The 12,512-nt window shown below is 72.6% G+C and carries 10 protein-coding genes and 1 pseudogene; 8 read left to right on the top strand and 3 right to left on the bottom strand.

The window, feature by feature from the left end; all coding sequences use genetic code 11:
* Window positions 1-20: 20 nt before the first annotated feature.
* From purQ to purM, 6 genes are all read left to right on the top strand, one after another.
* Window positions 21-689 (top strand): phosphoribosylformylglycinamidine synthase subunit PurQ, encoded by a 669-nt coding sequence (gene purQ, locus CK485_RS09055; protein ID WP_241968425.1) that lies wholly within the window; start codon window positions 21-23, stop codon window positions 687-689.
* A complete protein-coding gene (purL, locus tag CK485_RS09050; RefSeq protein ID WP_109448860.1) occupies window positions 686-2,935 on the top strand; it encodes a phosphoribosylformylglycinamidine synthase subunit PurL in 2,250 nt (749 codons plus the stop codon). Before purQ ends, purL begins: the two co-directional genes overlap by 4 nt.
* A 61-nt stretch (window positions 2,936-2,996) precedes the next feature.
* Window positions 2,997-3,800 carry a sterol carrier family protein gene (locus tag CK485_RS09045; RefSeq protein ID WP_109448858.1) on the top strand — a complete coding sequence of 268 codons (804 nt, stop codon included), beginning with the start codon at window positions 2,997-2,999 and terminating at the stop codon, window positions 3,798-3,800.
* 105 nt (window positions 3,801-3,905) lie between these two features.
* Window positions 3,906-5,087 (top strand): amidohydrolase family protein, encoded by a 1,182-nt coding sequence (locus CK485_RS09040; protein WP_109448856.1) that lies wholly within the window; start codon window positions 3,906-3,908, stop codon window positions 5,085-5,087.
* A 225-nt stretch (window positions 5,088-5,312) separates the two neighbouring features.
* Window positions 5,313-6,830, top strand: a complete 1,518-nt coding sequence (purF, locus tag CK485_RS09035; RefSeq protein WP_109448854.1) for an amidophosphoribosyltransferase — start codon at window positions 5,313-5,315, stop codon at window positions 6,828-6,830.
* A gap of 86 nt (window positions 6,831-6,916) precedes the next feature.
* Entirely contained in the window at window positions 6,917-7,987 is a 1,071-nt protein-coding gene (gene purM / locus CK485_RS09030; protein ID WP_109448852.1) for a phosphoribosylformylglycinamidine cyclo-ligase, read from the top strand.
* 82 nt (window positions 7,988-8,069) lie between these two features.
* Here purM and CK485_RS09025 read toward each other — a convergent pair whose 3' ends face one another.
* Together CK485_RS09025 and CK485_RS09020 are read right to left on the bottom strand one after the other, a co-directional pair.
* Entirely contained in the window at window positions 8,070-8,321 is a 252-nt protein-coding gene (locus tag CK485_RS09025) for a DUF3073 domain-containing protein (protein WP_109448850.1), read from the bottom strand.
* Window positions 8,322-8,823: 502 nt separating this feature from the next.
* Window positions 8,824-9,936 carry a Glu/Leu/Phe/Val dehydrogenase dimerization domain-containing protein gene (locus tag CK485_RS09020; RefSeq protein ID WP_241968242.1) on the bottom strand — a complete coding sequence of 371 codons (1,113 nt, stop codon included), beginning with the start codon at window positions 9,934-9,936 and terminating at the stop codon, window positions 8,824-8,826.
* 177 nt (window positions 9,937-10,113) lie between these two features.
* Here CK485_RS09020 and CK485_RS09015 point away from each other — a divergent pair, with 177 nt between their 5' ends.
* Window positions 10,114-11,049: a hypothetical protein gene (locus tag CK485_RS09015; protein WP_109448846.1), complete on the top strand. Its 936-nt coding sequence runs from the start codon at window positions 10,114-10,116 to the stop codon at window positions 11,047-11,049.
* Window positions 11,050-11,550: 501 nt separating this feature from the next.
* A complete protein-coding gene (bldC, locus tag CK485_RS09010) occupies window positions 11,551-11,757 on the top strand; it encodes a developmental transcriptional regulator BldC (RefSeq protein ID WP_109448844.1) in 207 nt (68 codons plus the stop codon).
* A 307-nt stretch (window positions 11,758-12,064) separates the two neighbouring features.
* On the opposite strand, the pseudogene CK485_RS29510 reads toward bldC, so the two are convergent.
* Window positions 12,065-12,238 (bottom strand): annotated as a pseudogene (locus tag CK485_RS29510) (DUF6274 family protein); the annotation flags it as partial.
* Window positions 12,239-12,512: the final 274 nt, after the last annotated feature.

Here is a 12,512-nt window from a genome sequence, read left to right as displayed (position 1 = left end):
GCGGCCTCGCCGGTGCGCGGATCGGCGTCATCACCTTCCCCGGCTCCCTGGACGACCGCGACGCCCTGCGCGCGGTCCGCCTCGCGGGCGCCGAGGCGGTGCCGCTGTGGCACCGCGACCCCGACCTCCAGCGGGTCGACGCGGTCGTGCTGCCGGGCGGCTTCTCCTACGGGGACTACCTGCGCGCCGGGGCCATCTCCCGGTTCTCGCCGATCATGGACATGGTCATCGAGGGTGCCAAGGAGGGCCTGCCGGTCCTCGGCATCTGCAACGGCTTCCAGGTCCTCACCGAGACCCACCTGCTGCCCGGCGCGATGCTGCGCAACAACCACCTGCACTTCATCTGCCGCGACCAGCGGCTGCGGGTGGAGAACGCGGACACCGCCTGGACCAACGCGTACACCGCGGGCCAGGAGATCAGCATCCCGCTCAAGAACATCGACGGCCGCTACACCGCCGACGAGCGCACGCTCGACGAACTGGAGGCCGAGGGCCGGGTCGTCTTCCGCTACGTGGACGGCAACCCCAACGGCTCGCTCCGCGACATCGCGGGCATCACCAACGCGGCCGGCAACGTGGTGGGCCTCATGCCGCATCCCGAGCACGCCGTCGAGCCGCTGGTCGGCACCGGTGGCACCGACGGGCTCGGGTTCTTCGCCTCGATCCTGAAGAAGCTGGTCAGCGCATGACTCTCGATACCGTCAAGCACGCCGCCGAGACCCCGGACACGCGGCTTCCGTGGGCCGAACTCGGCCTCAAGCCCGACGAGTACGAGCGCATCGTGGGCATCCTCGGCCGCCGTCCGACCGGCGCCGAGCTGGCCATGTACTCCGTGATGTGGTCGGAGCACTGCTCGTACAAGTCGAGCAAGGTGCACCTGCGCCAGTTCGGCGAGAAGGCCCCGCAGTCGGACGCCATGCTGGTCGGCATCGGCGAGAACGCGGGCGTCGTCGACGTCGGCCAGGGCTACGCGGTCACCTTCAAGGTCGAGTCGCACAACCACCCCTCGTACATCGAGCCCTACCAGGGCGCGGCCACCGGCGTCGGCGGCATCGTCCGCGACATCCTGGCGATGGGCGCCCGCCCGGTCGCCGTCATGGACCCGCTGCGCTTCGGCGCCGCCGACCACCCCGACACCAAGCGCGTCCTGCCGGGCGTCGTGGCGGGCATCGGCGGCTACGGCAACTGCCTGGGCCTGCCCAACATCGGCGGCGAGGTCGTCTTCGACCCCTGCTACCAGGGCAACCCGCTGGTCAACGCGTTGTGCGTGGGCGTGATGAAGCACGAGGACATCCACCTCGCCAAGGCGTCCGGCACCGGCAACAAGGTCATCCTCTACGGCGCCCGCACCGGCGGCGACGGCATCGGCGGTGTCTCCGTGCTTGCCTCGGAGACCTTCGACGCGACGGGGCCCGCCAAGCGCCCCGCCGTCCAGGTCGGCGACCCGTTCCAGGAGAAGCTGCTCATCGAGTGCACCCTGGAGATCTTCGCCGAGAAGCTGGTCACCGGCATCCAGGACCTCGGCGGCGCCGGGCTGTCCTGCGCCACCAGCGAGCTGGCCTCGGCGGGCTCCGGCGGCATGCGCGTCGACCTCGACAGCGTGCCGCTGCGCGACTCCTCGCTCTCCCCCGAGGAGATCCTGATGAGCGAGTCGCAGGAGCGGATGTGCGCGATCGTCGAGCCGCGCCACGTGGACCGCTTCCTGGAGATCTGCGAGAAGTGGGACGTCATCGCCACCGTCATCGGTGAGGTCACCGACGGCGACCGGCTGGAGATCTACTGGCACGGCGAGCAGATCGTGGACGTCCCGCCGCGCACCGTCGCTCACGAGGGCCCGGTCTACGAGCGGCCCTACGCCCGCCCCGAGTGGCAGGACGCGCTCCAGGCCGACGACGCGGGCAGGCTGCCGCGCCCGGCGTCCGGCGCCGAGCTGCGCGAGACGGTCCTGAAGCTGGTCTCCAGCCCCAACCAGGCGTCCAAGGAGTGGATCACCTCCCAGTACGACCGGTTCGTGCTGGGCAACACGGTCCTCGCCCAGCCCGAGGACTCCGGCATGGTCCGGATCGACGAGGAGACCGACCTCGGCGTCGCGGTGGCCACCGACGGCAACGGCCGCTACGCCAAGCTCGACCCGTACACCGGCGCGCAGCTGGCGCTGGCGGAGGCGTACCGCAACGTGGCGGCGACCGGCGCCAGGCCGCTCGCGGTCTCCGACTGCCTCAACTTCGGCTCGCCCGAGGACCCGGCGGTCATGTGGCAGTTCGCCGAGGCCACCCGCGGCCTCGCGGACGGCTGCCTGGCGCTGGGCACCCCGGTCACCGGTGGCAACGTCTCGCTGTACAACCAGACCGGCGAGACCGCGATCCACCCGACCCCGGTCGTCGCGGTGCTCGGCGTCATCGACGACGTCAACCGCCGCACCCCGATCGCGTTCGCGGAGGAAGGCCAGCTGCTGTACCTGCTGGGCGACACCCGCGAGGAGTTCGGCGGCTCGGCCTGGGCGCAGATCGCCCACGACCACCTCGGCGGCCTGCCGCCCGCGGTCGACCTGGACCGGGAGAAGCTGCTCGGCGAGATCCTGATCGCCGCCTCGCGCGACGGCATGATCGACGCGGCGCACGACCTGTCGGACGGCGGCCTGGCGCAGGCGCTCACCGAGTCCTGCCTGCGCGGTGGCAACGGCGCCCGTGTCGTGGTGCCGGACGGCCTGGACGCCTTCACCCTGCTGTTCTCCGAGTCGGCGGGCCGCGCGGTCGTCGCGGTGCCGCGCAGCGAGGAACTGCGGTTCACCGACATGTGCGGCGCGCGCGGCCTGCCCGCCACGCGCATCGGCGTGGTGGACGGCGACGCGCTGGACGTGCAGGGCGAGTTCACCCTGCCGCTGGCGGAGCTGCGCGAGGCCTACGAGGGAACGATCCCGGGGCTGCTGCGGTAGTCATGTGCCATGGAGGCGGCGGTCCCTTCGAGGGCCGCCGCCTCTCGCGTACCCTCACCGCATGCCACCGCGTTCCCGCCGCAGAGCCCGCGTCCACGATCCGGTGAAGACCGCCGCCGCGCTGCGGGCGCAGGCGGACGCGGTGCTGACGGCGGTACGGGGGCTGGACGCCGGGGCGTACGGCCTGCCGACGCGGCTGGGCGGATGGACCGTGCGCGACCTGGTCGTCCACTTCTGCCTGGAGACCGAGGCGTTGCCCAGGGTGCTGGGCGAGGAGCCGCCCGCCGGCCCGGCCGGGCTGACGCTCGTCGCGTGGGCGGGCGCGACCGGGCCGCTGGCGGCGCGGCTGGACGAGGAGACCCGGGCGGCGGCGTCGGCGACCGCCGATCCGCTCGCGCGGCTGGAGGACGCCGTACGCGCCCTGCACGCCGCCCTGGCGGACGGCACGGTGCCGGACCGCACGGTGCGCGTGATGCCGGGGGTGATGACCGCGCCGGACTTCGCGGTGACCCGGCTGGTGGAACTCGTGGCGCACGCCGACGACCTCGCGGCGGCCACCGGTGCCGACGTGCCGCTGGAACGGCGGGCGCTGGCGTCGGTGACCCGGCTGCTGGCGGACGCGCTCGCCGAGAAGGCGCCGGGCAACTCCGTCGAGCTGCGGGTGCCGCCGTTCGCCGCCGTGCAGTGCGTGGCCGGCCCCCGCCACACCCGCGGCACGCCGCCCAACGTGGTCGAGACCGATCCGGTGACGTGGCTGCGGCTGGCGACCGGACGCACCACGTGGGACGGCGCGCTGGACGCCGCCGAGGTCTCCGCGAGCGGTGAACGCGCCGACCTGTCGCAGTACCTGCCGGTGCTGGCCTGACCCCGCGCTCTGCTCACGTTCCACTCGGCTGACGTTCCGCCCGTACGCGTCCGGCCGCCGTGGCAAGCTGGTGGCCACGCACCGCGTGAGGGAGGGACGGGGCTCATGGGGGGACTGCTGATCACCGCCGACCGGGTCGTCACCGGCCGGAACGGCGCGTGCGTGACGGACGGCGCGGTCCTCGTACGGGACGGCCTGATCGCCGCCGTGGGACCGCGGGCCGAGGTCGAGCGGGCGGCGCCGGACGCGCCGGTGCGCCGGTTCCCCGGCGGCACCGTGCTGCCCGGCCTCATCGACGCCCACGTCCACCTCGCCTTCGACGCGAGCGCCGACCCGGTGGGCGCGCTGCGCGACGCGGACGACGAGACCGTCTTCAAGGGCATGGCCGAGCGCGCCGCCCGGGCGGTCGCCACGGGCGTCACCACCGTGCGCGACCTGGGCGACCGCAGCCACCTCGCGCTGCGGCTGCGCGCCGCGATCGACTCGGGGCGGCTGCCCGGGCCCCGCGTGGTGAGCGCGGGCACCCCGCTGACCTCGCCGGGCGGCCACTGCTGGTTCCTCGGCGGCGAGGCGGAAGGCCCCGACGCCCTGCGCGCCCTGGTACGGCGCAACGCGGACGCGGGCGCCGAGGTCATCAAGGTGATGGCCACCGGCGGCGGCCTCACCAAGGGCGGCCCCGCCATCTGGCAGGCCCAGTTCACCGCCGACGACCTGCGCGTGGTCGTCGAGGAGGCGGACCGCGCCGGGCTGCCGGTCGCCGTCCACGCGCACGGCACCGCCGGCATCGAGGCGGCCGTGGCGGCGGGGGTGGCCACCATCGAGCACTGCACCTGGATGGGTCCGGACGGCGGCTTCGACCGCCGCGAGGAGCTGCTGGAGCGGATCAAGGCCGCCGGCATCCATGTGTGCACCGCCGCCAGCCCCAACTGGCGGGCCTTCGCCGAACGCGTCGGGCCCGAGCGGGCCGCCGAGCTGTTCTCGTCGGTGCGCTGGATGGCGCACTCCGGCGTGCGGCTGATCGCGGGCACCGACGCGGGCGTGCCGCGCGCGGAGTTCGACCGGCTCGCCGACAGCCTCGCCTTCTACGCGCACCTCGGCGTCCCCGCGCCCCGGCTGGTGGACATGGCCACCGCCGACGCGGCCGACGCGCTGCGCGTGGCCGACGTCACCGGCCGTCTGGCCGCGGGCCACCGCGCCGACGTGCTGGCCGTCGACGGCGACCCGCTCACCGACGTCGCCGCGCTCGGCCGGGTCCGCCTGGTCCTGGCCCACGGCCGCGAGGTCTGAGGCGCCGAGGGGCGGTGGGACGGGGCCCGGTTGCGCTGGAGGACCCGGTGCCGACGGGACCGCGGGGGCGTCGCGGACGTGATCCTCGCCTCACCCCCCGCCCCGGCACCCCGCCCCGCCCACCCCGCAAAACCCCAGGTGGGGGCGGTAAGGCGACAGCGTGCCGCGAGCCGGTCGCAGCCGGTGGGTTCTGGGGAATCCGCGACCTGCCCTAGACTCGGTGACGTGCCACGTGGTGACGGACGACTCAACCACGATCTCCTTCCCGGCGAAAAGGGCCCCCAGGACGCATGCGGCGTCTTCGGTGTCTGGGCTCCGGGCGAAGAGGTCGCCAAGCTCACCTATTTCGGGCTGTACGCCCTGCAGCACCGCGGACAGGAATCCGCCGGTATCGCAGTGAGCAACGGCTCCCAGATCCTGGTCTTCAAGGACATGGGCCTGGTCTCCCAGGTCTTCGACGAGACCTCCCTCGGCTCCCTCAAGGGACACATCGCGGTCGGGCATGCCCGTTACTCGACCACCGGTGCCTCCGTGTGGGAGAACGCCCAGCCGACCTTCCGGGCCACCGCCCACGGCTCGATCGCCCTGGGCCACAACGGCAACCTGGTCAACACCGCCGAGCTGGCCGAACTGGTCGCCGCGCTCCCGCAGGGCGACGGCCGCGCCACCAAGGTGGCCGCCACCAACGACACCGACCTGGTGACCGCGCTGCTCGCCGGGCAGGCGGACGACGACGGCAGGCCGCTGTCCGTCGAGGACGCCGCCCACCGCGTGCTGCCGCAGGTCAAGGGCGCGTTCTGCCTGGTCTTCATGGACGAGCAGACGCTGTACGCGGCCCGTGACCCGCAGGGCATCCGCCCGCTGGTCCTCGGCCGTCTGGAGCGCGGCTGGGTCGTCGCCTCCGAGTCCGCCGCCCTGGACATCGTCGGCGCCTCCTTCGTGCGCGAGGTCGAGCCCGGCGAGATGGTCGCCATCGACGAGAACGGGCTGCGCTCCTCCCGCTTCGCCGAGGCGAGGCCGAAGGGCTGCGTCTTCGAGTACGTCTACCTGGCCCGCCCCGACACCGACATCGCAGGGCGCAACGTCTACCTCTCCCGCGTGGAGATGGGCCGCCGCCTCGCCAAGGAAGCGCCCGCCGAGGCCGACCTGGTGATACCGACGCCGGAGTCCGGCACCCCGGCCGCCGTGGGCTACGCCGAGGCGAGCGGCATCCCGTACGGCTCGGGCCTGGTGAAGAACTCCTACGTGGGCCGGACCTTCATCCAGCCCTCGCAGACCATCCGCCAGCTCGGCATCCGCCTCAAGCTCAACCCGCTCAAGGAAGTCATCCGGGGCAAGCGCCTGGTCGTCGTGGACGACTCGATCGTGCGCGGCAACACCCAGCGGGCCCTGGTGCGGATGCTGCGCGAGGCGGGCGCCGCCGAGGTCCACGTGCGCATATCGTCGCCCCCGGTGAAGTGGCCGTGCTTCTTCGGCATCGACTTCGCCACCCGCGCCGAGCTGATCGCCAACGGCATGTCGGTCGAGGAGATCGGCAAGTCGCTGGGCGCCGACTCGCTGGCGTACATCTCCATCGACGGCATGGTCGAGGCGACCACCATCGCCAAGCCCGACCTGTGCCGCGCCTGCTTCGACGGCGAGTACCCGATGGAGCTGCCCGACCCGGAGCTGCTGGGCAAGCAGCTGCTGGAGACCGAGCTGGCCGGCGGTCCGTCGGCGGCCGACGCGCTGCGCCGCCCGTAGCCGACCCGGACCGGTCGCGGCCGGGACCGGATCGCGACCGGCCGCGTACCGCGACTTCCTTCACGAAACGAAAGATCTCATTGGCCATGTCAGAGACCACGCAGGGTGCCAGCTACGCCGCGGCGGGCGTCGACATCGAGGCGGGCGACCACGCCGTCGAGCTGATGAAGGAATGGGTCAGGAAGGCCACCCGCCCGGAGGTCGTCGGCGGCCTCGGCGGCTTCGCCGGCCTCTTCGACGCCAGCGCCCTCAAGGGCTACGAGCGGCCGCTGCTGGCCTCGGCGACCGACGGCGTCGGCACCAAGGTCGACATCGCCCGCCGCATGGGCGTCTACGACACCATCGGGCACGACCTGGTCGGCATGGTCGTGGACGACCTCGTGGTGTGCGGCGCGGAACCGCTGTTCATGACGGACTACATCTGCGTCGGCAAGGTGCACCCCGAGCGGGTCGCCGCCATCGTCAAGGGCATCGCCGAAGGGTGTTCGCTCGCGGGCTGCGCGCTGGTCGGCGGCGAGACCGCGGAGCACCCGGGGCTGCTGGGCGCGGACGAGTTCGACGTGGCGGGCGCGGGCACCGGAGTGGTCGAAGCGGACCGGCTGCTGGGTGCCGAACGCATCCGAAAGGGTGACGTCGTCATCGCACTGGAGTCCTCCGGTCTTCACTCGAACGGGTACTCGCTCGTCCGCCATGTGCTCTTCGACCGGGCGGGCTGGGAGCTGGACCGCGAGGTGCCGGAACTCGGACGCGCGCTGGGCGAGGAGCTGCTGGAGCCGACCCGGATCTACTCGCTGGACTGCCTGGCGCTGACCCGGACCACTGAAGTGCACGCGTTCTCGCACATCACCGGCGGCGGCCTCGCCAACAACCTCGCCCGGGTGATCCCCGACCACCTGCACGCCGTGGTGGACCGTTCGACCTGGGCCCCGGGGCCGGTCTTCGACCTGGTCGGAAGGCTCGGCGAGGTGGCAAGGCCGGAGCTGGAGAAGACGCTGAACATGGGCGTCGGCATGATCGCGGTCGTACCGGCCGACTCCACCGACGCGGCGCTGGCCACGCTCGGTGACCGTGGAGTCGGCGCCTGGGTCGCCGGCGAGATCACCGAACGCGGCGACCACCGGGAGGCTGTCGGACTGACCGGCGACTACGCGGCGTAGCGCCCCGTGCCCCGCGCGGCAGGTGACGACGAAACCCGGTCCGGGGCAGGCCCCGGACCGGGTGAGCGAGACGTGGAGAGCGTCAAGCGCGACGGCGCTGCGACGAGTGCTCGGAGCTCTCGTCCTCGTCGTCCTCGTCGTTGTAGAGATCCGCGTACTGTGCGTACGGGTCGTCGTTTTCCAGCTCATCGTCCTGTACCGGCTCCGGCTTCGCCGGCCGGCTCGACGATGCGCCCAGCTCCTCGGCCAGACGTGAGAGATCCGTTCCGCCGCTGTTGTACTTCAGCTGGCGGGCGACCTTTGTCTGCTTGGCCTTGGCCCGGCCGCGCCCCATGGCTCGACCCCCTCAACGGCGGGGCTCGACGGCCCCGAGTCTTGACACGCGTATCTGATCTGGAACGGCCTTCTCGGCGAAGACCGGACCGTAGGGCTTCAACGGTACCTGCTTCCGCGCCCGCACGGTACGTCGCCCGCACGACGCGCGTCGAAGCAGGGGCCGTTACGGGCCCCGTCCTGGCTGGTCAGCTGCGATTTTACCTTCTTCCACCCGGAGATCGCGGGCGGGGCGTGGTACGGGTCACGCGCGTCCCTGCGTGACCCCTACCACGCGCACCCTTTCGCGACCCGCCGCGCGGGGTGTACGGCGGGTGACGCGGGAGGGACGCCCAGCACTCGTCGCGCGGCGCTCTACGGCGTTCTACGGCCGTCTACGCGGGTCTACGGAGGTCGTCCGTCCGGCCCGCGTCCGGCCGCCCTCAGGCCCTCCGTACGGCCGGTCTACGCGGGCGTTGAGCGCGTGGGCCGGCCGTGGACGGCCGCGGGCCGGACGGACGGCGTCAGGCGACCGTGGGACGCAGCCAGGTCTCGGCCGGGGCGCGGTCGGCGATCCGCTGCTCGGCCAGGCGGTCGGCCGCGGCGGCCGGCGGGATGCCGTCGGCGGCGGCCCGCTCGAAGATCGCCAGCGTGGTGTCGTAGATCTTCGTCGCCTTGGCCTTCGCCCGGTCGAAGTCGAAGCCGTGCAGCTCGTCGGCGACCTGGATGACGCCGCCGGCGTTCACCACGTAGTCCGGCGCGTACAGCACGCCGCGGTCGGCGAGGTCCTTCTCGACGCCGGGGTGGGCCAGCTGGTTGTTGGCGGCGCCGCAGACCACCGTCGCGGTCAGGGCCGCCACGCTCTCGTCGTTGAGGGCGCCGCCCAGCGCGCAGGGGGCGTAGACGTCGAGACCGGCGCGGATCAGCGAGGCGTTGTCGGCGGCGGCCTCGACCTCGGGGTGCCGCTCGCGCACCCGGGCCACCGCGTCGTCGCGCACGTCGGTGATCACGACCCGCGCACCGTCCTCCAGCAGGTGTTCCACCAGGTGGTGGCCGACCTTGCCGACGCCCGCCACGCCCACCGCGCGCCCGCGCAGCGTCGGCTCGCCCCACTTGGCCTTCGCGCAGGCCCGCATGCCCTGGAAGACGCCGAAGGCGGTCAGCACCGACGAGTCGCCCGCGCCGCCGTTCTCCGGGGAGCGGCCGGTCGTCCACGGGTTCTCGGTGGCGACGACGTCCATGTCGGCCACGTAGGTGCCGACATCGCAGGCGGTCACGTAGCGGCCGCCGAGCGAGGCGACGAACCTGCCGTAGGCGCGCAGCAGTTCGGGGGACTTGTCGACGGCCGGGTCACCGATGATCACGGCCTTGCCGCCGCCGTGGTCGAGCCCGGCGAGCGCGTTCTTGTAGCTCATGCCGCGGGCCAGGTTGAGGGCGTCCTCGACGGCGTCCTCGTCGCTCGCGTACGGGAAGAAGCGGGTGCCGCCGAGGGCCGGGCCGAGGGCGGTGGAGTGGAGGGCGATGACGGCCTTGAGGCCGCTCGCGCGGTCCTGGCAGAGCACGACCTGCTCGTGTCCCCCCTGCTCCGATCGGAACAGCTTGGAGACCACGGTCTGCGGTGGACGGACGTCGGTCACGGTGGTGACTCCCGAGGTCGGTGAGAGGGCTCTCCGGAGGGTAGGGGAGAGCCGGTTGACGCAAGGGTAGGCCCAGTTCCGCGCCCCGGAACCCGTGGTGTGATGGATCACCCCCATGGGGGGTACGGGCGTGACACGATGCGGGTGACCGCGACCTGAAGGGGAGCGTGAGAGGGCTTGTCGGCGTCGTCAGGGTTTTCCGGGGCTCCGGTCCCGTACGCGTCGTACCTGCGGGTCTACGAGCCGCTCGCGGCCTTCCCCGAGCCTGAACGCGGCCACTGGAAGCGCTACGCGGCGGGCGGTCGACACCCCAGCGCCCAGGACGAGTTGCGCCAGTCGCTGGCGGGCCTCGTGCCGGTGCCGCCGGTCGCCGTCCCGGTGCACGAGAGCCGGGAGGCGTTCGTGGCCGTGGTGGACGACGTGGTGGTCGTGTGCCCCTGGCGGACCCGGCTGCGCGGCTGGATGGCGCTGGAGGATCTGGCGGACCGGCTGCCCGGCCCCGCGCTGGACGCGATGCTGCCGGAGGTCGTGCGCCACCAGGCCGCCGCCGACTACCAGCGCTGGCGCGAGCGCAATCCGGACGCCCGCCCGTGGATCAGGACGGCGACCTGGCACGTGCCGGTGCGGTGGTTCGCCCTGTTCGACGACGCGGAACGGCACTACGACCCGGGCACGGAGCCGGACGCGGCGGCGGAGGGCCCGGAGGGGGCGGGTCCCCCGGCGGAGGGGGACCGGCCCGCGGGCGCCGCGGGGCAGAAGCAGCGCATCGCGCCGGTCATGCGGTACCGCACGCAGATGGTGCAGGCCAGGCGGCGAGTGGCGCGGGCCCTGCGGGTGCTGCGCGACAGCCTGGACGACAGCCCGCTGATCGACGCGCTGACCGACACCGGGCGCTGGCTGGAGGAGTTCCACCCCCGCTCGCTCGTCGAACTGGACTACGGCGGTCTGGTGCACGTCATCCCGCCCGAGCGGCTGGCCGCGGACCGCAGCGCGGCGCGGGTGGCGGAGGGCCTGGCGGCGCTGCGCGAGGGGGACGGCGCGCGGGCGGGCGAGGCGTACGGCCTCCTCACCGACTTCTGGCGGAGCGTCCGCGAGCTCCAGTTCGCGAGCTGAACCCGGGTTCGACCACCCAGGGCGGATGTGTACCCTTACCGAACGCTTATCCGGGGCGGTGCCCCGGGAGTCCTGCCGGACCGGGGTCCTTGATCCCGTTCCGGGTCAATGGGGCGAGCCCGGGACAAGCGGCCGGAAAGCGTGATGGAAAGCACGTTCCTGACTCTTGCTTCCATACCCAGCCCTCGTGCCAAAATAGGACAACTTGCGTTCTCTTGCGGGCTCTCGGGCTCCATGATCGCGCTGTGACTGATCGTCACGCACGTGTGACTGTCCGTTATGGCCCGGTCCATCGGCATCCGCCGAGCTTGAACACCTGAGAGGGCAATTCCATCGGTTTGGCCGACACGGCTGGACAGATGGTGTAGTTGTAGTGCCGAGGACAAGCCGTTCGTCCTATTACCGACTCGGCTCGCGTCTGCCATTTCGGGCAACGCGGGTCAAGGTGCAGAATTTAGAGGAAAGAACCGTGATGGTTCGGTTCTCCCGAGGAGGCCGCTCATGACCGCTCGCACCCCTGATGCCGAGCCGCTGCTGACCCCCGCTGAGGTCGCCACCATGTTCCGCGTGGACCCGAAGACGGTCACGCGCTGGGCCAAGGCCGGCAAGCTCACGTCGATCCGCACGCTCGGCGGCCACCGCCGCTACCGCGAGGCGGAGGTCAGGGCTCTGCTCGCGGGTATCCCGCAGCAGCGTACCGAGAGCTGAGACACCGTAGAACGCCCCGAAGTCGGGTGATCCGGGTCCCCCAGCCCGGTGCGCACCCATCGCACTTCCCGGCCCCTGTCCCCAACAGGGCGGCCGCTTGATCGCGTCGGACTCCGCCGGGTCCGACGCGATCTTTTTGTGCGCAAGAGTGCAATTTCACATATTAAATTGACGGGGGTTCGGAGGGGCGATCGGTACGCCCGGTTCCGGGCAGTTCACGTGACTCCCGTCACGTGAGGCGTACTTGCGCCCTGACGTACGGGTGCGGTAATGGCGTTCAGCGATCCCGCGTCCCGTCACGGGAGGCCTCCATCGCCAGCCGCAGCAGCCGGTGGCAGACCGGGCAGTGCCGCGTCAGATGCCCCTGCCCGGCAGCGGCGGCCAGATGCGCCCGCAGCAGCGCCCGCACGTCATGTGCGGGCGCGCGCGGGGGAGTTGGGGGAGTCCGCCCGGCCTCCCGTCGTCCCGCAGCAGCCGCCATACGGCCCCACAGCCTTCCGCCACGGCTTCCTGTCCCCAGGGAATCCCCGACCGGGGAGAGCGTCAAGACGGACGCGGGAGGCGGCTCCTACGGGCCCGCACGGGAGATCCCCGGAAAGAAGGCTGCGGGCGGGGGCCCGGAAACGGCACGGCCCGTCATTCCGGGTAGGGCGAGGGCCTTCAGCGGTCCGCCGAGGGCCTTCCGGCCTCGGCTGTAGGGCGTGGTCCTTGGAGGCGGGCGACGCCGGGGGTCCTGGCGGGGTTGCTGTGTCTAG

Source organism: Streptomyces sp. ICBB 8177, from assembly GCF_003144095.1.
Taxonomy (GTDB): domain Bacteria; phylum Actinomycetota; class Actinomycetes; order Streptomycetales; family Streptomycetaceae; genus Streptantibioticus_D.
This window is presented reverse-complemented; position numbering and strand designations above follow the sequence as displayed.